Below are 20,720 nucleotides of genomic sequence, written 5' to 3' on the forward strand. Positions count from 1 at the left end.
ATGTTCAGACGCAAAACTATTCATTTGCTCGCCACACTCTTGTGAAGTTGTGAAAACCCGTTTTTTTCACGCTCTTTTGAAGACGTGAACCTCAAAAAAGGGCTGTCCCAGCCTGGCACCGTGCCCGGATGGATCGCCGCCATGGAATACATGACAGGCAAAACGGGCAAACAGCTCAGTGACCGAGCGTAATGACAGCTCTGCAGATTCGCGAAAAGTGGGGTTTTTGCTCAAGGAACAGCAAGCGCGCCAGCTTCACTCGATCTGTGTGGGCGGCTCTCTGTGGGCGGTGCGGGGTGCCAATACCGAAGCATTGACGATTGCTGCGAGGCCCGATCAGGAGACGTCCTTATAATCGGGGGGAGATTGTATCTAAGAAACGCGGGGAAATGGACGTGTTTAATGACTTTTATTAGGCGTCTGGTCAGGTCGCCAGCAGTTGTTGAGCGCGAGCACGGGGTTGGCGCTGGTTGACACGGGCGCTGGCGGGCAGGGGATGGTGCAGCCAGTTGAGGCGGATTTCTTCGATTTCGACCCAGCCATCGCCCATCGGCTGGAGGCTGCACTGCTTGAATGCCTGGCAATGGCCGTTGCGGTCGAGCAGGGCGAAGCAGCGATGCAACGGGCGCGGTGTGAACAGGGAGACGAGAAGGCGCATGGCAAATACCTCGTGGGATTTACCGCATACGTTGTCAGCAAGTCGTGACGTGCCGGTGAAAGGAGGGTGAACGATGTGTGACAGGAACCGCGGTCCACGGGGTTTGTCTGAGATTCCGGTATTCGTTGCATGACGCTAGTTACCCGCAGTGGCGCACCGCTATACTGCCGGCCTGTTTGTGCCTGATTCTGGAGAGAAGAGCATGTTGCAACGCCTGTTGTTCGGTTTGATCACTGTGACCAGTTTGACCCTGGTTGGCTGCGCCCACAGCCCGCAACAACTGAGTCCGGAGCCGAAGCTGACCACTCAGCTGGCACCGGTCGGCCATGGCCAGCCAGTCGTGGTGCGTGTGGTGGACGGTCGTCCGTCGCCAACCCTGGGCACCCGTGGCGGTCTGTATCCGGAGACCAGCGCGATCACGGTGCAGGGCGCGCAGATTCTGCCGAAGCTGCAGGCCCAGGCCGAAGCGGCCGTGCGCTTGCTCGGCTTTACCCCGACTAACAATGCGCCGAATGCCCCGCAACTGACCGTGACCCTGGCCGAGCTGAAGTATCAGTCGCCTAAAGAAGGCATGTATGTGACCGAGGCGACCATCGGCGCGACCTTCCGCTCTGACGTGCAGAACGCCAACCGCCGCTACAGCGGTCGTTACGGTGCATCCCTGGATCAGCGTTTCGGCATGGCGCCGAACCAGGAAACCAACACCAAGCTGGTCAGCGATGTGTTGAGCGATGCATTGACGCGCCTGTTCAAGGACCCGACCGTGGGTCAGATTCTCGGCGAATAAGTTTTCGCTGAAATCAAAAAGCCCGGCGCCAGCAATGGCCCCGGGCTTTTTTGTGCCTGCGCCGCCGATCCTGTGTAGGAGCGAGGCTTGCCCGCGAAGACGGTGTGTCAGGCGACATCAATGTTGAATGAGAGGCCGCCTTCGCGGGCAAGCCTCGCTCCTACAAGGGGGCTGCGGTGTCAGGCGGCTTGCGAATAAAACTCCAGCACACTCACGCCCGTCAGCAAATCAGCCTCCGGCAGGTCCGCATGTTGATGCCCGCCCAGCGCGCAATACACCAGCCAATGGCGATCCTGAACGTTGAAGGCAAGGCTGCCGACCAAGGTTTGTTGTTCGTCGCTTTGAGCAATGAGATAGAGGCGATCCTGGTTTTCAGCGTGCAGCATGACGGTATCCATGTCGGTTTTGGTGGGGCGAGAGATTGGCGCATTCAGATGACGAAGCCGTGACGCAGGACAGGAATCTGCCAAATGGTGAGTTATTTATCGTATAGCGGCGGGCAGGAGGGACGGCTTTCGGTAGAATCCGCGCCGCGGTCGTCGATCTGGCTTCCGCCACACCTGTTTTGTCCGAGGTTCGTGATGTCGCTGCATTTGATGACGCTGTTTACCGCCCATCCCGCCAAATTGATCAACCTGCTCGCCTTGCTGCTGGCCTTTCCGGGCAGCTGGCTGCTGCACGCCACGCGTCGTCGCGAACAACGCGCGATGGCCAACCTCGAAGCGCAGAGCCAGAGCCGTCGCATCGATGAGCCAATGTTGATGCTGGATGGTGCGACCTTGCGCATGAACCGGTTTTTCTATCGCTTCGGTTTCGCCTGCCTGGGGTTGGCGCTGCTGGTGTCATGGATCAGCACGCGGGTCTGAGCACACCGTAACCCCTGTGGGAGCGGGCTTGCTCGCGAAAGCGGAGTGTCAGCTGCATTGATGTTGACTGACACGCCGCCTTCGCGAGCAAGCCCGCTCCCACAGTTTTAGAGCGGCAACCCGGCCTTCACACGGTACTGATTACGCACCGGCGTGGCGTATTGCAGCACCAGGAACGGACGATGTTCTTCCGGGCAAGCGTCCAGGCGCTGTTGCCATTCTTCCTGGGCTTTCGCCAGTTCGTCGGCAGCAAACACATCAGACGCTTTCGGCACCTGCAGCTGCGGGTCGGCATCCTTCCATTGCGCGTAAGCCAGGTAGTGCACCGGGAACAAGCGGTAGCCGCCGAGAATCTGCTTGTCCATTTCGACCGCCAATTGCTTGGTGTCTTCGAACAGCTCGGTGATCGGCGCGGCGAAGTTCACGTGGACACGGCCCTTGTAGCCGGTAATGCCCTTGGCGATGCTCACATCGTCCTCGCCTGGCGCCTTGGTGTAGGTGCCGGTGGTGGCGCGGATGTAGAGTTCGCGGGCCTTGGCCTGGTCGCACGGGTCGTATTCGTAGCTGATCGACACCGGGGTGACGTTCAGCGAGCGGATGACTTCGCCGAACGGCTCGTCCTTGCGGCTCATGTGGAACATCTTGAGGATCGCCGACTCGGTGCGGTCGTCGCCGTCCTTGGCCCGGCCTTCGGCCTGCGCGATCCAGATCGAGGCGCAATCGTTGCGGATCGAGTGGTTGATGTACGCCGACAACAGCTGATAAGCCGCCATTTTCTCGCGGCGACCGGTGATCGAACGGTGCACGATGAAGCTCTTGTTCAGGCGCATCAGGTCGCTGACGAAGGGCTTTTGCAGCAGGTTGTCGCCAATCGCGATGCGCGGCGTCGGCAGGCCTGCGTGGTACACGGCATAGTTGACGAAGGCCGGGTCCATCACGATGTCGCGGTGGTTGGCGATGAACAGGTAGGCGCTGCCGGACTTGAATTGCTCGACGCCGGTGTACGTGACACCGTCCGTGGCGCGCTCGATGGTGTGGTCGACGTAATACTCGACTTTGTCCTGCAGCGTGGCCACCGAATCGATGCCGGCGAACTCACGGCGCAGCCGATGAGCTATAAGAGGTTTGAGCATCCAGCCGAAGGCACCGGCAAAACGCGGGAAGCGGAAGTGGGTGAGGATATCTAGAAACGCCTTGTCGCCGAGCAAGCGTGCCAGCACCGCTGGGACTTCGCTGTCGTCGTAAGGTCGGATGGCATCGAATTCGCCCATCATGCTCTCTTGTTAGAAACGGCTAGGGTAAGTAAAGGTTTTGATCGAAAACCAACGGGGCACGGTCTGAAAAGTTAGCCAGACAAAAATAGCCCTGCAAATAGACCGGCGATTATACGCACAAGTCACTTGGGAGACCGCGATGCTGGAAACTGCAGAGTATGAATGTCCGTATTGTGGTGAAGAGGTCGAGACGACTGTGGATTTGTCGGCGGGCGATCAGACCTATATCGAGGACTGTCAGGTGTGTTGTCGGCCAATTACGTTTGTGTTGCAGGTTCATGGAGAGGAGTGGCATCTCGAAGTGTTCAGCGAGAACGAGTGAGGGCATCCATGCAGCGAATCTACGAACCGGAAAACCTGATGGAAGGCGAGTTGCTGCAAAGCATGTTGGCCAGCGAGGGCGTCGAGGCGCATCTGGTCGGCCGCGATTTGCTCGGCGGCACCGGCGAATTGCCGATCTTCGGCCTGCTGGGCTTGTCGGTGGATAACGACCAGGCCGAGTACGCCCGGGAGTTGATCACCGCGTACAATGCCGCGCTGCCGATGCCCGGCGATGAACCGGAAAGCTTTCCCGGTACGCTGGTCTGTTAGGCTGACGTTCGTTTGATCAAGAGTCGTGTTGCCCCATGTGTGGACGTTATGCCCTGTTTCGCTGGAACCCCGCCTTCGCGGCCCTGCCTGGCTTCCCTGCCGATCAGCAGGCCCAGTGGAATATTTCTCCTAATGATTCGGTGTTGATGCTGCGTGCCGGCGCCGACGGCGAGCGTGAATTGGCCCGCGCCCGTTGGGGGCTGACGCCGCCGTGGCTCACCGATCTGTCCCGCACGCCGGCCCATGCCCGCGCCGAAACCGTGGCCGAGCAACCGATGTTTCGCCAGGCCCTGCGCGAGCGCCGCTGCCTGTTGCCGGCCAATGGTTTTTACGAATGGCGCGGCACGACGCGCAAGCGCCCGTATTGGCTGACGCCGGGGGAGGGCTCGACGCTGTTTTTCGCGGCGATCTGGGAGGCGTATCCGGTGCAGGAACAGGTGTGGCTGAGCACGGCAGTGATCACGCAACCGGCGGCGAGTCAGCGTCGGCCGTTGATCCTGGATGCGGCGGGGCAGGAGGCGTGGCTCGACCCCGAGACGCCGTTGCATGTATTGCAGGGATTACTGGCCAGTGAACCTGCGGCGTTGCGCGAGCGGGTGTTGGCGAATCTGGTGAATGATCCGAAGTTGAATGGGCCGGAGTGTTTGACTCCCGGCTGATGGGTTGTCTGGGCTGGCCCCATCGCGAGCAGGCTCGCTCCCACAGGAGATCTGTGTGGTACACAAATTTTGTGTTCACTGAAGATCAACTGTGGGAGCGAGCCGGCTCCGGGCGGCGTTCCGACGATAAGGTCCGCAGGACCTTCCGGCAATCCTTAAACCTTGAACTGATTGATCAACCGCCGCTGCTGCTCAGCCAGCTTGGTCAACCCCGCACTCGCCGCGCTTGATTCATCCGCACCGCCCGCCACTTCATTGGCCACTTGCCCAATGTTGATCACGTTCCGGTTGATGTCATCCGCCACCGCACTCTGCTCCTCGGCCGCGCTGGCAATCTGGGTGTTCATGTCATTGATCACCGATACCGCCTGAGTGATCGCATCCAGCGCTTCGGCCGCTTTCGCCGCATGCTGCACGCTTTCGTCGGTGCGGTTCTGGCTGTCTTCCATGACCCGCACCACATCGCGCGTGCCTTGTTGCAGCTGCTGGATCATGGTCTGGATTTCTTCGGTGGCCTTCTGGGTTTTCTGCGCGAGGTTGCGCACCTCATCGGCCACCACCGCAAAGCCACGGCCCTGCTCGCCGGCGCGTGCCGCTTCAATGGCGGCGTTCAAGGCCAGCAGGTTGGTCTGCTCGGCGATGCCGCGAATGGCGGTGAGGATCGCGTTGATGTTCTCGCTGTCCTTGGCCAGGTTTTGCACCACGCCGACAGCCTTGCCGATTTCCACGGCCAGCACGCCGATCGAGTTCGACGTATCCCGCACGATCTGTTTGCCCTGAGAGGCCGCCTGATCCGCATGGCTGGCCGCTTGCGCCGCCTGGGTCGCGTTGCGCGCCACGTCCTGGGCGGTAGCGGTCATTTCATGCACCGCCGTGGCGACCTGATCGATCTCGACCATTTGTTTTTGCACGCCAATGTTGGTGCGAATCGCGATATCAGCGGTGTGTTCCGACGAATCGCTGACGCTCTGCACCGACGTCACCACTTGGGTGATCATCGCCTGCAACTTGGCGAGGAAAGTGTTGAACCCTTTGGCGATCGAGCCCAGTTCGTCGGCGCGATCACTGGTCAGGCGGCGCGTCAGGTCGCCTTCACCTTTGGCAATGTCGTCGAGCATGGCCACCATTTGTTTCAGCGGGCGAGCAATGCCGTGGCCCACCAGCCAGATCACCAGCAAGCCGACGCCGGCGATCAGCAGACCGACCATGGCCATGCCGAAGGTGTCGGATTTGCGCTGGGTGTTCAGGTCAGCCTGGAGTTTTTGCAGGTCGGCCATCACCGCGTTCAGCGGCAGTTGCAGCATCAGCGTCCAGCGAGCGTCGGTCTGGCCGATGCCGAAGGGCAGGTACAACTCGATCCGGCCCTGGGCCTTGTCGACGGTGTAGGTGACTTCGCCGCGCTTCAGATTGGCCATGTTGGCGATCTGCTGGCTGTCGAGGATGTCACTGACCTTCTCGCCGAATTTGCTCGGGTCCTTGGTGTAGGCAACGATCCGGCCATTACCGCCGATCAGCGCCATGACACCTGAGCCGTTGTACAACTTCTGGTTCGCGCCCAGGAGCATTTCCTGGATGAAGTTCACCGAGAGGTCGGCGCCGACGATGCCCTGGAACGCACCGTTGAGCATGATCGGTTCAATAAAGGACGCGAGCATGACGATTTTGTCGCCGACCTTGTAGGGCGCCGGATCGATCACGCAGGATTTCTTGGTTTCTTTCGAGCACAGGTAGTACTCGCTGGCGCGCACGCCGGTAGACAGGGTTTTCTGGTCGTCGACGTCCACCAGTTTGTCCAGGCCCAGGCTGCCGTCTTCGTTGCGGAACCACCACGGCAGGAAGCGCCCGTTGCTGGCGTCGATGCCGACGACCTTGGTGTCGACGTAAGCTGCGTCGTTGTGGTCGAGGGCGTTTTTTTCCCAACCGATGTAGGTGCCGAGAATCTTCGGGTTTTTGGCGACGTTTTCCTTGATCAGGCTGATCAATTGCTCACGGCTCAGGTTCAGTTGCGGCTGGCCATCGGCGCCTGGTGTGCCGATCAGGGCGTTGACCCGCACCAGTCCGCCGGCAATCAGCAGCGGCGCTTCGAGTTCACGCTGGATCTGGCTGACCTGGGTTTGCGCCAGGGACGTCAGGCGCTGCTCGATGACTTGCTCGAATTGCGCCTGGGTCCGATCCTGAACCATGTCTTGCGTCCGTGCGCCGGAAAACAGCGCGTACAGCACCAGGGCCGCCACGACACTTAATACGATGGCGCCAGCGAGGGCCGCCACGGAAAACTGGATGGACTTGAATTTCATGGGTGCTCCGCACGCAAGAGGACTTCTGCGGTGCTGTATCGGCAGGGGGCTCGAGGGCCATGAGTGAGGTGTGACGAAATGGCTGTTTTGGAGCCGTCGATGTCGCAATTGAATCATTGCCGGCCGTGACTGGCCGTGGCGGGTGGCGGTATGTGAATTTTTTCCTACTGTTGATGAGAGCTTTGTCCGAAATCCACGTCTGTATGTCTGTTGTATCTGGCGCCGATACAAATCGACGCCTAGGATACGCGGCATGTTTCGAGGGAGTTTTGTGATGAACAAGCGATTGGTTTTGTGTGCTCTGAGCGCGGGTCTGCTGCTCGCGGGTTGTCAGTCGGTCAACACCACCAGCGGCGGTGCCGTGGGCGTGGAGCGCAAGCAGTACATGTTCAGCATGTTGTCCTCGGATGAGGTCAACCAGATGTACGCCCAGTCTTATCAAAAGACCGTTGGCGAGGCGACCAACAAAGGTGTGCTGGACAAGACCAGCAACGATGCCAAGCGCATCCAGGTGATCGCCGATCGGCTGATCGCCCAGGCGCCGATTTTTCGTCCGGATTCGGCCCAGTGGAAATGGGAAGTCAACCTGATCAAGAGTGATGAGCTCAACGCCAACTGCGGGCCTGGCGGCAAGATCATTTTCTACACCGGGCTGATCGACAGCCTGCAACTGACCGACGATGAAATCGCCGCGATCATGGGCCATGAAATCGCCCACGCCCTGCGTGAGCACGGTCGTGAAGCGATGTCCAAGGCGTACGGTATCGAAATGGCCAAGCAGGGTGCGGGCGCCTTGCTCGGTCTGGGTCAGGACAGCCTGGCTCTGGCGGACACCGTGGCCAACTACGGCATGACGCTGCCCAACAGTCGCGCCAACGAAAACGAAGCGGACCTGATCGGCCTGGAACTGGCGGCCCGCGCCGGTTACAACCCGAACGCCGCAATCACCCTGTGGAACAAGATGAGCAAGGCCTCGGAAGGTTCGCCACCGGAGTTCATGAGCACTCACCCGGCGTCGTCCAGTCGGATTGCGTCGTTGCAGGCGGCGATTCCGAAGGTGATGCCGTTGTACGAGAACGCGCGGAAGTCCTGATCGATATGCGTTGATGCCGCTGACGCCTTCGCGGGCAAGCCTCGCTCCTACAGGTCAGTAAAAATCCTGTAGGAGCGAGCGGTGCGGCGATCCGACTCGCCCGCGAAGAACGATAACGCGGTCTAACGACCTACGACGTCAAACCCACCCACTGCTCTGCATCGCCTTGTACACCGCGACAATCGCCAGGACGAAGAACGCCGACGCCGCCAGTCGACGAATCAGGGTCAATGGCAATTTGTCCGCCGCAAAGTTACCCGCCAACACCACCGGCACGTTGGCAATCAACATGCCCAGGGTGGTGCCGATAATCACCAGCCACAGTTCCGGGTATTGCGCGGCCAGCATCACGGTCGCGATCTGGGTCTTGTCACCGATTTCCGCGAGGAAGAACGCGATCAATGTCGTCAGGAACGGCCCGAATTTGCGGGCGGTGCTGGCTTCATCGTCATCCATCTTGTCCGGCACCAAAGTCCACAATGCCGTCGCAGCGAAGCTTGCGGCGAGGATCCAGTGCAACACCGCGTCCGAGAAGAAACTGCCGACCCAGGCACCTACCGCACCGGCTGCCGCGTGGTTGGCCAGGGTGGCGGCGACGATGCCGGCGATGATTGGCCACGGTTTGCGAAAGCGGGCAGCAAGGATGAGCGCGAGCAGTTGCGTCTTGTCGCCGATTTCGGCCAAGGCAACGATTGCGGTGGGAACGAGAAGTGAATCCAGCATCAGGGTTTTCCTAAGGGGCGGGTCGACACGGCTATGACACGTACAGCCTTCCCGCCCCGGGTAAGGTGTTCGTGTCATAGGTCTTGTCAAACCCTGGCGATCCGTCTGATGCGGACGCTTGGGTCGCATACGCCATGGTCTGAGGACCAAGTATGTTGACGTATGCCGGACGAGCATGGCGCTCGTGGGAGACTACTCCCCTAGGACGGAGCGGATTCTGCCTAGGCAAATCCGATAGGGCAAGTACAAATTGCTAACCGCGTTTGGCCCGGTAGATTCGGAAACCCTGACCTTCGGCCTTGATCGCACACACGCCGAGGTGCTCTTCGATCAGCGGTTGGTACTTCAGGAAGCTGTTCGCGACCAGCCGCAGTTCGCCACCGTTTTTCAGATGTTTGGCGGCTTTTCGCAGCAAGTTCTCGGTGGCGAAGTAATCGGTGTGCACGCCGACATGGAACGGCGGGTTGCTCAGAATCGCACTCAAACCCATCGGTGCGGCATCGATTCCGTCACCGGTTATGACGTCCGCTTCCAGACCATTGGCAGCCAGGGTCAAGCGACTGCTGGCGGCGGCAAACGCATCCACGTCGAGCAGCGTGACCTGATTGTGCGGATAACGACGCTTGACCGCCGCGCCCAAAACACCGGCGCCGCAACCGAAGTCCAGCAAATGGCCGCTTGGCAATTTGTCCAGGTGCTCCAGCAACAACGCACTGCCGCGATCCAGCCGGCCGTGGCTGAACACGCCAGGCAGGCTGATGACTTTCAGTGGCCCTTCGGCCAGCGGCAACTCGTAGGTCTGGGCCAGGCTTTCCAGGGATTTGGCTTGCGGCGCATCGGCCACGGTGACCAGCCACAGCTGGCAATGACGCGCACTGTCGAGCTTGCGCGGTTTGCCAAACGGGTTCAGTTGTTTGGCCGCGCCTTCGATGCCGCTGCGTTTTTCACCCACCAGGTACAACTCGCGTCCGGCCAGGCGAGAGGCGAGGGCGTTGAGGATGTAATCGGTGAGGTCCTTGGATTTGGGCAGAAACACCACGGCGGTGTCGAATTCGCGCTCGGGCGCAGTCACGCCAAAATGGCTGCGCTCGGTGAAGCGGGCGTCCAGCGCGGCCTGATCACCGGCATGCCAGCACCAGCCATGGGCGTCGGGCAGGCGCCCGAGCAAATCATCGGCGGGCAAGCCGGCCAACAGCACTGAACCCTGGAATAACTCGGCCTGACGAAGCAGTACTTCACTGCGCGGATCCATACTCTGCTCCTTGAAAAAAAGTGCCGCAGTTTATCAACTGACGACCCGCAGCGCCTTACCGCTGAAGTATCCCTGCGCGTTTTCGGTCAATTGGCCAACGATCCGCTGCCGCGCCTCGCGACTGCCCCAGGCGTTGTGCGGCGTAACGATCAGGCGTGGAATGTCGGCGGCGAGCAACGGGTTGCCGGCGCTCGGCGGTTCGACGCTCAACACGTCGGTGGCCGCACCGCCGAGGTGGCCGCTACGCAAGGCGTCGGCCAGCGCCTGTTCATCAATCAGGCCGCCACGGGCGGTGTTCACCACAAAAGCGCCGGGTTTCATCGAGGCCAGTTCGCGGGCACCGATGAAGTGGCGAGTGTGTTCGTTGAGCGGGCAGTGCAACGTCAGCGCGTCGATTTGCGGCAGCAGTTCATCCAGCGGTAAACGGTCCGGCCGGGCGGGGCGCCCCGGAATCTGCCCAAGCAGCACGCGCATGCCGAAGGCTTCGGCCAGTCGTGCGACCGCGCCGCCCAGTTCGCCATGACCGAGCAAGCCGAGGGTTTTGCCTTCCAGTTCGACGATCGGATAGTCCAGCAGGCAGAACTGTTTCGCCTGTTGCCAGCGACCTTCACCGACGGCTTTCTGATAATCGGCGAGGCGCGTCGCCAGGTTCAGCAGCAGCATGATCGTGTGCTGCGCCACCGATGGCGTGCCGTAACCCTGGCAGTTGCAGACGGTCACGCCATGGGCGCGGGCGGCGGCGAGATCGACGTTATTGGTGCCGGTGGCGGTGATCAGGATCAGCTTCAGTTCGGGGCTGGCGGCGATGGCGGCGGCGTCGATCAGGATTTTGTTGCTGATGGCGACGGTGGCGCCCTTGAGGCGTTCGATCACTTGATCCTGCGTGGTCTGCGCAAACAGTTGCAAATCATCGAAGCAGGCGCGCAATGGACTGAGGTCGAGATCACCGAGGTCCAGCGATGGATGGTCGAGGAAAACGGCGCGGCGAGAGTTCGTCATCAACTGTACCTTTTGTGCATTGAACTGAAGGCGTAATCTGCCGAGCCTACCAGATGAAACAAATCGTTACGCATCATCGGATAGCACGCTGACCCCTGTGGGAGCGAGACCGGCTTGCCGGCGAAAATGGTGTGTCAGACAAGAGTTTTGCGACTGACACTCCCTCATCGCGAGCAGGGCTCGCTCCCACAGGGATTGCGGACACCTTGAGCGTACTTTTATCGATCTGCCTTTTGAGGAGCCCGCATGTATTGGACAGAGTTCTTGACCGTTGCCCTGATTCACCTGCTGGCCGTCGCCAGCCCCGGCCCGGATTTCGCCGTGGTGGTGCGTGAGAGCGTGACCCACGGTCGTCGCGCCGGCACCTGGACGGCGATGGGTGTCGGTACGGCGATTTTCCTGCACGTCGGTTATTCGCTGCTCGGTATCGGCCTGATCGTGTCCCAGTCGATCGTGCTGTTCAACGCCTTGAAATGGGCGGCCGCCGCGTATCTGCTGTACATCGGTTTCAAGGCCCTGCGCGCGCAACCGGCCAAACCGGTGACTGACGACCTGCACAAGGAAGCGGGTGAGCGCACCGCTCGCGGCGCCTTCACCTCGGGTTTCGTGACCAACGGTCTGAACCCGAAAGCCACGCTGTTCTTCCTGTCGTTGTTCACTGTGGTGATCAATCCGCATACGCCATTGGCGGTGCAGGCCGGTTACGGGGTTTACCTGGCGGCGGCGACGGCTTTCTGGTTCTGCCTGGTGGCGATGCTGTTCAGCCAGCAGCGTGTACGCGCCGGTTTCGCCCGCATGGGCCACTGGTTCGACCGGACCATGGGCGCCGTGCTGATCGCCATCGGCGTGAAACTCGCGTTTACCGAGATGCATTGATCGACGAACACCACCCTTTGTAGGAGCCGGCTTGCTGGCGATGGACTTGTAGGCGCCGCATTCTTTCCAGAATGGATGCGTCATCGTTAAACACCATCGCCAGCAAGCCGGCTCCTACAGGTCTGGACAGTAGTTAAATGCTGGCGCAACGCTAGCATTTGCTGAATGTTGCAAATCATTCCTTCGGCTGATTTGGTTGTCATGGAAGGGCACTAGAGTGCTTACTTTCAGCCACGACCGTGCAGTCAGAAAAGGGATTCTTATGTTGCAGACTCGCGTTATCCCCCCAGCCGAAGGCGCTTACCAGTATCCGCTGCTGATCAAACGGCTGCTGATGTCCGGCGCGCGCTATGAGAAAACCCGCGAGATCATTTACCGCGATCAATTGCGCTACAGCTATCCGACCCTGATCGAACGGGTCGCACGCCTGGCCAACGTGCTGACGGCGGCCGGCGTCAAGGCCGGCGATACCGTGGCGGTGATGGACTGGGACAGCCATCGTTATCTGGAATGCATGTTTGCCATTCCGATGATCGGCGCGGTGATCCACACCATCAACGTGCGCCTGTCGCCGGAACAGATCCTCTACACCATGAATCACGCCGAGGACCGCTTCGTGCTGGTCAACAGCGAATTCGTCGGGCTGTACAACGCGATTGCCGGGCACCTGACCACCGTCGAGAAAACCCTGCTGCTGACCGACTTGCCGGAAAAAACCGCCGACCTGCCGAACCTCGTCGGTGAATACGAGCAGTTGCTGGCGGCCGCAAGCACGCAGTACGACTTCCAGGATTTCGACGAAAATTCGGTCGCGACCACCTTCTATACCACCGGCACCACCGGCAATCCCAAAGGCGTGTACTTCACCCATCGGCAACTGGTGCTGCACACCATGGGCGTGTCGACCATCATGGGCGCCATCGACAGCGTGCGGCTGTTGGGCACCAACGACGTGTACATGCCGATCACTCCGATGTTCCATGTGCACGCCTGGGGCTTGCCGTATGTGGCGACCATGCTCGGGCTCAAGCAGGTTTATCCGGGGCGCTACGATCCCGAATACCTGGTGGAGCTGTGGCGCAAGGAAAAGGTCACCTTCTCGCATTGCGTACCGACCATCCTGCAGATGGTTCTCAACGCCAAGGCAGCGCAAGGCACCGACTTCGGCGGCTGGAAAATCGTCATCGGCGGCAGTGCATTGAATCGTGCGTTGTACGAAGCCGCCAAAGCCAAAGGCATTCAGTTGACCGCCGCGTACGGCATGTCGGAAACCGGCCCGCTGGTTTCCTGTGCGCACCTCAACGATGAGCTGATGGCGGGCACCGAAGACGAACGCACCACGTACCGGATCAAGGCCGGCGTGCCGGGGCCTTTGGTGGAAGCGGCCATTGTCGACACCGACGGTAACTTCCTGCCCGCCGATGGCGAGACCCAGGGTGAACTGGTGCTGCGTGCGCCGTGGCTCACCGAAGGCTATTTCAATGAGCCGCAGAAGGGCGCGGAGCTCTGGGCCGGTGGCTGGCTGCACACCGGGGACGTGGCGACGCTGGACAGCATGGGCGTGATCGACATTCGCGACCGGATCAAGGACGTGATCAAGACCGGCGGCGAATGGATTTCCTCCCTGGACCTGGAAGACCTGATCAGTCGCCATGCAGCGGTACGCGAAGTAGCAGTGGTGGGCATTGCCGATCCGCAGTGGGGCGAACGCCCGTTTGCCTTGCTGGTGATCCGCGAGGGCCATGTAATCGGGGCCAGGGAACTCAAGGAGCACCTCAAGCCATTTGTGGAACTGGGGCACCTGAGCAAGTGGGCCATCCCGAGCCAGATCGCCCTTGTTACTGAAATTCCCAAGACCAGTGTCGGCAAACTCGACAAGAAGCGAATTCGCCTCGACATCACTGAATGGCAAGCCAACAACAGCACCTTCCTCTCGACGCTTTAAGCGTCTACCGGCGTGCCCGAAATGGCACGCCAGCCCCACCAAGCAAGCGCTTGGCTTGTGAAATCAGAATTTTCAGCCATCATTCCCGTGCCGACAGGTGTCGGCTTGGCGAAAGGACTGTTCCAGAGTGGCCGGCAGCTGCAAATCACACTTTAGAGGGATCAAGCAGTACTACCTGCTGGCTATAGTCCGCTCAAGGATTTTTAAGAACGGGGCACACGCACAAAACGGGGCGATGCAACTTTGGAGTGAATTCGGAATGCCTTGGCTTCCGGTCAACCACAGCGTTTTTAAAAGTACTCAATGCCATAACAATAATGCACATGGAGTAGCGTCGATGACATCAGTAAACCAGTTCTGGCGCCGGGCAAAACTGCCTCTGGCTGTCAGTCTTGCCTCTTCGCTCGCCGGGCCCGCATTCGGCGTCAGTTTCAACGTTGGTGAAATCGAAGGTCAGTTCGACTCATCCCTGTCGATTGGTGCCAGTTGGTCTACCGAGAGTGCCAACAAGAACCTCATCGGCGTCAACAACGGTGGTCGTGGCCTGTCCCAGACCTCCGATGACGGCCACTTGAACTTCAAGAGCGGGGAAACCTTCTCGAAGATCTTCAAAGGCATCCATGACCTTGAATTGAAATACGGCGACACCGGCATCTTCGTCCGGGGCAAATACTGGTATGACTTCGAACTCAAAGACGAAGACCGTCCGTTCAAGGACATCAGCGACAACAACCGCAAGGAAGGCGCCAAGTCCTCCGGCGGGCAAATTCTCGACGCCTTCGTCTACCACAACTACTCGGTTGCCGATCAGCCGGGTTCCGTGCGTCTGGGCAAACAAGTGGTCAGCTGGGGCGAGAGTACGTTCATCGGCGGCGGCATCAACTCGATCAACCCGGTCGACGTTTCCGCGTTCCGCCGTCCAGGTGCCGAGATCAAGGAAGGCCTGATCCCGGTCAACATGTTCTACGTGTCCCAGAGCCTGACCGAGAACCTTTCCACGGAAGCGTTCTATCAACTGGAATGGGACCAGACCGTTACCGACAACTGCGGTACGTTCTTCTCGCAACCGGACGTGATTTCCGATGGCTGCGATAACAACCTGGCCGTGCTGCGGACCCGTAACGGGCTCAACAACTCGTTGACGGCCGCTCGTTTGCCAGCCGCCTCGCGCAACGCTGTCCTCAACACGTTGACTGCCAGGGGCGTGAACTGGGGTAACCCGGACGAAGGCGCGATCGTTCGTCGCGGTCCGGATCGCGATGCGCGTGACAGTGGCCAGTTCGGCGTGTCCTTCAAGTACATGTTCGAGCCGCTGGACACCGAATTCGGTGCCTACATGATGAACTACCACAGCCGTGCGCCTATTTTCAGCGGCAAGGGGGCTCCGGCGAGCGCCTATAACGCACAGGCACTGGGTGGCGCTCTGACTGGCGCACTGGTTGGCACAGGCATTCCGCTGGGAACCGCAGCTGGCATCGTGGGTGGCGCGAACGGACTGGCGGCGCAAACCCTGCCATTGGTGGTGGCGGGTAACTCCAGCTACTTCATCGAATACCCTGAAGATATTCGGCTTTATGGCCTGAGCTTCTCCACCACGTTGCCTACCGGCACCGCCTGGAGTGGTGAGTTCAGCTACCGTCCGAACGCACCGGTACAGCTCAACACCACCGACATCCTCTTTTCCGGCCTGACGCCACTGAACCCTAGCGTTTCCGTACTGCAAGGGCAGCCTGGTGCGGATCAGCATGGCTATCGTCGCAAGGAAGTGTCTCAACTGCAGACAACCTTCACTCACTTCTTCGATCAGGTGATGGGTGCCGAGCGACTGACGTTGGTGGGCGAGGTTGGCTGGACTCACGTCGGCGGCCTGGAAAGCACTTCGAAAGCCCGTTACGGGCGTGACCCGAGCTACGGCCCAGGTCCATTGCCAAATGGTCAGTGCCAGGCATTGAACGTTTCGACCCTGGCAGGCGGTCCGCAAAACAACGTCAACCGCTACTGCGAAAACGATGGCTTCACCACCACAGACTCCTGGGGCTATCGCGCTCGTGCGATCTGGGAATACAACGACGTGATCGCCGGTGTGAACTTCAAGCCGAACATCGCCTGGTCCCATGACGTCGACGGTTACTCACCTGGCCCTGGCGGCAACTTCGAGGAAGGTCGCAAAGCGGTCAGCCTGGGTCTCGATGCCGAGTACCAGAACACCTACACCGCGTCCCTGGCCTACACCAACTTCTTTGACGGCAAGTACACCACCGTGGATGACCGCGACTTCGTTGCGCTCAGCTTCGGCGTGAACTTCTAAGCACTGCATTTTCAGGACGAACACACCTATGAAAACAACAAAGAGTCTGTTCAACGCTGGAGTTCTGGGGCTAACGCTGCTGGCGACCAGTGTGATGGCAGCGGTCCCTGCGGCCGAAGCGGACAAGCTGGGCAAGAGCCTGACGCCAATGGGCGCCGAGATGGCGGGCAACGCTGACGGTTCGATTCCAGCCTGGAAGCCGATGGCGAAGAACGCCGGCACCGCCGACGCCAAAGGTTTCCTGTCCGACCCGTTCGCCAGTGAAAAACCGCTGTTCACCATCACGGCGCAGAACGTCGATCAGTACAAGGACAAGCTTGCTCCAGGCCAGTACGCGATGTTCAAGCGTTACCCGGAAACCTTCAAGATGCCGGTTTACCCGTCCCATCGCGGCGCGACCGTGCCGGATGACGTGTTCGCTGCCATCAAGAGAAACGCCACCGCCACGGAGCTGGTGTCCGGCGGCAACGGGCTGAAAAACTTCGAGACAGCCGTACCGTTCCCGATTCCAAAGAGCGGCGTTGAGGTTATCTGGAACCACATCACCCGTTATCGCGGTGGCAGCGTGACCCGTCTGGTGACCCAGGCCACCCCGCAGCCGAACGGCTCGTACAGCTTGGTGTACTTCCAGGATCAGTTCGTATTCCGCGACAAGATGAAGGATTACGATCCGGCGAACCCGGGCAACATCCTGTTCTACTTCAAACAGGAAGTGACCGCGCCTGCACGTCTGGCCGGTGGTGTGCTGCTGGTGCACGAAACCCTCGATCAGGTGGCGGAACCACGTTCGGCGTGGGTCTACAACGCCGGTCAGCGTCGTGTGCGTCGTGCTCCGCAAGTGTCTTATGACGGGCCGGGTACCGCGGCGGACGGCCTGCGTACCTCCGACAACCTGGACATGTACAACGGTGCACCGGATCGTTACGACTGGAAGCTCGAAGGCAAGAAAGAGATGTACATCGCCTCCGACAGCTACAAGCTCGACGATCCGAAGCTGAAGTACGCCGACATCATCAAGGCCGGTCACATCAACCAGGACCTGGCTCGTTACGAGCTGCGTCGGGTCTGGCATGTGGTTGCAACCCTGAAGGAAGGTCAGCGTCACATCTACGCCAAGCGTGACTTCTACATCGATGAAGACACCTGGCAGGCAGCGGTGATCGATCACTACGACGGTCGTAACCAGCTCTGGCGTGTAGCAGAAGCTCACTCCCAGAACTACTACAACGTTCAAGTGCCTTGGTACACCCTGGAAGCCCTCTACGACCTGCAGTCCGGCCGTTACCTGGCACTGGGCATGAAGAACGAAGAGAAGTCGGCATACAACTTCGGTTTCACTGCCACCACCAGCGACTTCACGCCGGCGGCATTGCGTCAGACCGGGGTTCGTTAACCTGAACTGAACAGAGGCCGCATCCTCGAAAGAAGCCCCGACTGGTTCGGGGCTTTTTTTTGTTCGTAGACTTTTTGTAGCCATTTGTAGCAATAACCTTCATTACCTCTTCGTTTACCGCTAGTCTGCGGACATCTGCAACGCCGCCAACAGCATTTCAAACAAGAGCCGGCCATGACTGATCTGTCCCCACTCCCGGGCCATGCAAGCGTTACCGTCGCAACATTGGACGGGCGTTTTTATCGGCCTCCGCTGCCCGACGGCCATGTGCTGCGGCCTCGTTTATGCGAGCGCCTCAGTGCCGGTCTCGGTGGCCGGCTGCTGCTGGTCAGCGCGCCGGCGGGGTTTGGCAAGAGCTCATTGGCTGTGGAGTTCTGTCAGGGGCTGCCGGCGCATTGGCAAAGTCTCTGGCTGGGGTTGAGTCCGCGGGACAACGATCCAGGCCGTTTTCTGGAGCGATTGCTCGAAGGTCTTCAGGACTTTTTTCCGCAGTTGGGCCGCCAGTCTCTGGGGCTGCTGAAAATGCGTCAGCGGCATCAGCCGTTTGCTTTTGAAGAATGGCTGGACGGTTTGCTCGATGAATTGGCCGTGCACCTGTTGCCGACAGCGCCATTGCTGCTGGTCCTCGATGACTATCATCTGGCCCAGGGGCCGGTGCTCGATCGTTGCCTGCAGTTTTTCCTCAATCACCTTCCCGACGGCTTGCTGGTGATGGTCACCAGTCGCCAACGTCCGGACTGGCATCTGGCGCGGCTGCGGTTGTCGCGACAATTGCTTGAGTTGCATGAGCAGGATCTGCGCCTGACCCACGACGAAGCCTTGACCCTGCTCGATCGACACAGCAGTTCGTTGCGTGGCGAAGCACTGGAAAACCTGATCCAGCGCAGTGAAGGCTGGGTTGCCGGCTTGCGTTTCTGGTTGCTGGCGGCCTCCGAAGCGGGTTCCGACGGTGCGTTACCCCAGTCCCTGCACGGTGGGGAAGGGCTGATTCGCGATTACCTGCTCGAAGAAGTCATCGATTGTCTGCCCGCCGAGGTGCAGTCGTTCCTTTATGACACGGCCCCTCAAGAGCGTTTTTGCAGCGAGCTGTGCGATGCCGTTCGCGAAGCGCATGACAGCGCCGAGATCCTGCGTTTTCTGCTTGCGCACCAAGTGTTCCTCGTACCGCTGGACGAGCATGGCCACTGGTACCGCTATCACCATCTGTTTTCCGACCTGCTGCGTACCCGGCCAACCTCACAGGCGATGGTGCCGGCAGCCAGCCTGCATCTGCGCGCGTGTCGCTGGTTCAATGCCCAGGGCCTGCTCGATGAGGCGGTGGAGCAGGCGTTGCGCGCCGGGCATCTGGATGTCGCGGCCAACCTGGTGCAGAACCTTTCGGAAGAGCAATTGCTGGCGGAACAGAATGTCGGCATGTTGCTGCGCTGGAAAATGGACTTGCCCGACAGCCTGCTGATCAGCACGCCACGGTTGATCGTGCTTTACAGCTGGGCCTTGGGGCTGGCCTGTCAGCTCGACGCCGCCGAAGAGTTGGCCAATCATCTGAGCCGCTTCCTGCCGGCGCCATCGGCCACCGCGCAGAAATCCATGCTGGCGCAATGGCTGGCCTTGAGCGGGATCATTGCCCGCGGGCGCGGCAACCGCGAATTGACGCTGCTGTATTGCACCGAAGCGCTGGAAAGCCTGCCATCGAAACGCTACGGCCAGCGCCTGATGTGTCTCTCGACCCTTTCCAACCTGGCCATTGCCGATGGCGACTTGTGGCGTGCCCGTGGTTTGAATCGCGACTCGCTTGAGCTGGCGCAACGGGTGGGCAATCCGTTGTTCGAAGCGCTGGCCCATTACGACCGGGCGCGCGTGTTGCAGGCGCGAGGGGAAATCCTGCGCTCGCTGGACGAAGTCCGTCAGGGGCTGCAACGCCTGCAAGGGTTGTCGCCGCAGCGGCTGTATGCCGTGCGCGCTCGATTGACCTTGTACGAAGGATTTCTGCTGGCCCTGCGCCTGCAACCACAGACCGCGCGGCTGCGTTTGCAGGCCGGTTTGACTGAGGCCCGCGCCTGTCGCGACATCAGTGTTTTGATCGGCCATTGCGTGATCGCCCGGCTCGAAGGCAGCAGCGGCGAGTTCGCCAAGGCCTTTGCCGAACTGGCCGAAGCCGAACGGCTGATGCACATCTGGGACGTCCCGCCGATTTACTATCTGGCGATGATTACCCTGGTCAAATGCGAACTCTGGCTGGCCCAGGGACGCACCGATCTGGCAGAAGCCTGGCTCGCACGACTGGGCCAGACCTACAACGGCGAAACGCCTGCGGCGCCTCCGGAATTCCATCCGCAACTGCCACTGCATATCGAGTTGCAGCAGGCTTTGCTTGAGGTCATTCAGGCGCAGCCGATGCTGGCCGAAGGGCGATTGAATGCGTTACTCGAGCATGGTCAGCAAACCGGTCGGCAGTTGCTCAGTGTGATGGCGCTGACACAAAAAACCGAACTGCTCCTTGCGCACAACCGCGAGCCTGAAGCCCGGCAGTCCTTCGCTCAGGCCCTTGAAGCGGCCAGTGGCGGCGCGCTGCAGCCTTTTGATGGCTTGTTGAATAAAAGCCCTGACTGGCTTCGCGAGCAACTGCAGAACTGCGCGAAAGCGACGGTATCGCAGAGCCTGTCGGAGCGACTCCCCGTTATCGCTGCACGCCTTGCTCCGGAGCCCTCACAAGCCTGCGAGCAACTCAGTTCCCGCGAACTGTCGGTTCTGAAACTCATTGCCCAAGGCTGCTCGAACCAGGAAATCAGCGATCAGCTGTTCATTTCCCTGCACACGGTGAAAACCCACGCCAGCCACATCAACAGCAAGCTCGGGGTTGAGCGGCGCACGCAGGCGGTGGCGAGGGCCAAGGCATTGGGAGTGTTGGGCTGACGTAGTGTGACGATACACAGGCGGTCAATGGCTGGACGCAATTGTGTGCGAAAATCCCTCGTCCCCGTTTTTATCGAGCATGCCCC

Annotated in this window: 18 protein-coding genes, 1 pseudogene and 1 riboswitch; of the genes and pseudogenes, 11 read left to right on the plus strand and 8 right to left on the minus strand. The window is 60.1% G+C overall.

Annotation, left to right across the window (positions count from 1 at the left end; genetic code table 11):
• Positions 1 to 424 precede the first annotated feature (424 nt).
• On the minus strand, positions 425 to 658 hold the full coding sequence (locus KGA82_RS10050; RefSeq protein ID WP_008025904.1) for a hypothetical protein: 234 nt from the start codon (positions 656 to 658) through the stop codon (positions 425 to 427).
• Between the two features lie 202 nt (positions 659 to 860).
• Between KGA82_RS10050 and KGA82_RS10055 the strand changes: the two genes are divergently transcribed.
• A complete protein-coding gene (locus KGA82_RS10055; RefSeq protein WP_192228955.1) occupies positions 861 to 1,445 on the plus strand; it encodes a YajG family lipoprotein in 585 nt (194 codons plus the stop codon).
• Positions 1,446 to 1,624: 179 nt separating this feature from the next.
• On the opposite strand, the gene KGA82_RS10060 is transcribed toward KGA82_RS10055, so the two are convergent.
• Positions 1,625 to 1,831, minus strand: a complete 207-nt coding sequence (locus KGA82_RS10060) for a hypothetical protein (protein WP_008025908.1) — start codon at positions 1,829 to 1,831, stop codon at positions 1,625 to 1,627.
• A gap of 195 nt (positions 1,832 to 2,026) precedes the next feature.
• Between KGA82_RS10060 and KGA82_RS10065 the strand changes: the two genes are divergently transcribed.
• Positions 2,027 to 2,311, plus strand: coding sequence for a hypothetical protein (locus tag KGA82_RS10065; protein ID WP_223450266.1), 285 nt, complete (start codon positions 2,027 to 2,029; stop codon positions 2,309 to 2,311).
• Positions 2,312 to 2,418: 107 nt separating this feature from the next.
• Here the strand turns inward: KGA82_RS10065 and KGA82_RS10070 are convergent, their stop codons facing one another.
• A complete protein-coding gene (locus tag KGA82_RS10070; RefSeq protein ID WP_032828604.1) occupies positions 2,419 to 3,585 on the minus strand; it encodes a 1-acyl-sn-glycerol-3-phosphate acyltransferase in 1,167 nt (388 codons plus the stop codon).
• 139 nt (positions 3,586 to 3,724) lie between these two features.
• Between KGA82_RS10070 and KGA82_RS10075 the strand changes: the two genes are divergently transcribed.
• Genes KGA82_RS10075 through KGA82_RS10085 form a run of 3 tightly spaced genes read left to right on the plus strand, consistent with a single transcriptional unit; the run spans position 3,725 to position 4,835 of the window.
• Positions 3,725 to 3,907, plus strand: coding sequence for a CPXCG motif-containing cysteine-rich protein (locus KGA82_RS10075; protein ID WP_192228957.1), 183 nt, complete (start codon positions 3,725 to 3,727; stop codon positions 3,905 to 3,907).
• An 8-nt stretch (positions 3,908 to 3,915) separates the two neighbouring features.
• Entirely contained in the window at positions 3,916 to 4,176 is a 261-nt protein-coding gene (locus tag KGA82_RS10080) for a putative signal transducing protein (protein ID WP_008025915.1), read from the plus strand.
• 35 nt (positions 4,177 to 4,211) lie between these two features.
• Positions 4,212 to 4,835, plus strand: coding sequence for an SOS response-associated peptidase (locus KGA82_RS10085; RefSeq protein WP_008037251.1), 624 nt, complete (start codon positions 4,212 to 4,214; stop codon positions 4,833 to 4,835).
• A 155-nt stretch (positions 4,836 to 4,990) separates the two neighbouring features.
• Here KGA82_RS10085 and KGA82_RS29465 read toward each other — a convergent pair whose 3' ends face one another.
• Together KGA82_RS29465 and KGA82_RS29470 are read right to left on the minus strand one after the other, a co-directional pair.
• Complete coding sequence (locus KGA82_RS29465) at positions 4,991 to 5,833, minus strand: methyl-accepting chemotaxis protein (protein ID WP_411736649.1); 843 nt, start codon at positions 5,831 to 5,833, stop codon at positions 4,991 to 4,993.
• A 12-nt stretch (positions 5,834 to 5,845) separates the two neighbouring features.
• Positions 5,846 to 7,387: pseudogene (locus tag KGA82_RS29470) on the minus strand (HAMP domain-containing protein); the annotation flags it as partial.
• A gap of 19 nt (positions 7,388 to 7,406) precedes the next feature.
• Here KGA82_RS29470 and KGA82_RS10095 point away from each other — a divergent pair.
• Complete coding sequence (locus KGA82_RS10095) at positions 7,407 to 8,225, plus strand: M48 family metallopeptidase (RefSeq protein WP_192228959.1); 819 nt, start codon at positions 7,407 to 7,409, stop codon at positions 8,223 to 8,225.
• A gap of 138 nt (positions 8,226 to 8,363) precedes the next feature.
• Here the strand turns inward: KGA82_RS10095 and KGA82_RS10100 are convergent, their stop codons facing one another.
• From KGA82_RS10100 to KGA82_RS10110, 3 genes are all read right to left on the minus strand, one after another.
• Positions 8,364 to 8,948: a TMEM165/GDT1 family protein gene (locus tag KGA82_RS10100; protein ID WP_008025922.1), complete on the minus strand. Its 585-nt coding sequence runs from the start codon at positions 8,946 to 8,948 to the stop codon at positions 8,364 to 8,366.
• An 89-nt stretch (positions 8,949 to 9,037) separates the two neighbouring features.
• Positions 9,038 to 9,161: riboswitch (yybP-ykoY riboswitch) on the minus strand.
• A 40-nt stretch (positions 9,162 to 9,201) separates the two neighbouring features.
• Complete coding sequence (locus tag KGA82_RS10105) at positions 9,202 to 10,200, minus strand: class I SAM-dependent methyltransferase (RefSeq protein WP_008025924.1); 999 nt, start codon at positions 10,198 to 10,200, stop codon at positions 9,202 to 9,204.
• Positions 10,201 to 10,233: 33 nt separating this feature from the next.
• Complete coding sequence (locus KGA82_RS10110) at positions 10,234 to 11,199, minus strand: 2-hydroxyacid dehydrogenase (protein WP_008025925.1); 966 nt, start codon at positions 11,197 to 11,199, stop codon at positions 10,234 to 10,236.
• Positions 11,200 to 11,445: 246 nt separating this feature from the next.
• On the opposite strand from KGA82_RS10110, the gene KGA82_RS10115 reads away from it, so the two are divergent.
• The 5 genes from KGA82_RS10115 to KGA82_RS10135 all read left to right on the plus strand — a co-directional run bounded on the left by KGA82_RS10115 (position 11,446) and on the right by KGA82_RS10135 (position 20,634).
• Entirely contained in the window at positions 11,446 to 12,075 is a 630-nt protein-coding gene (locus tag KGA82_RS10115; protein ID WP_008025927.1) for a LysE family translocator, read from the plus strand.
• Positions 12,076 to 12,337: 262 nt separating this feature from the next.
• Positions 12,338 to 14,020 carry a fatty acid--CoA ligase gene (locus KGA82_RS10120; RefSeq protein ID WP_008025929.1) on the plus strand — a complete coding sequence of 561 codons (1,683 nt, stop codon included), beginning with the start codon at positions 12,338 to 12,340 and terminating at the stop codon, positions 14,018 to 14,020.
• 337 nt (positions 14,021 to 14,357) lie between these two features.
• On the plus strand, positions 14,358 to 16,328 hold the full coding sequence (locus KGA82_RS10125) for a DUF1302 domain-containing protein (protein ID WP_223450267.1): 1,971 nt from the start codon (positions 14,358 to 14,360) through the stop codon (positions 16,326 to 16,328).
• Positions 16,329 to 16,356: 28 nt separating this feature from the next.
• Entirely contained in the window at positions 16,357 to 17,721 is a 1,365-nt protein-coding gene (locus KGA82_RS10130) for a DUF1329 domain-containing protein (RefSeq protein ID WP_008037263.1), read from the plus strand.
• A 174-nt stretch (positions 17,722 to 17,895) separates the two neighbouring features.
• Positions 17,896 to 20,634, plus strand: coding sequence for a LuxR C-terminal-related transcriptional regulator (locus KGA82_RS10135; RefSeq protein ID WP_223450268.1), 2,739 nt, complete (start codon positions 17,896 to 17,898; stop codon positions 20,632 to 20,634).
• The last annotated feature ends 86 nt before the right edge of the window (positions 20,635 to 20,720 follow it).

This window comes from Pseudomonas sp. BF-RE-22 (assembly GCF_019956155.1).
Lineage (GTDB): Bacteria > Pseudomonadota > Gammaproteobacteria > Pseudomonadales > Pseudomonadaceae > Aquipseudomonas > Aquipseudomonas migulae.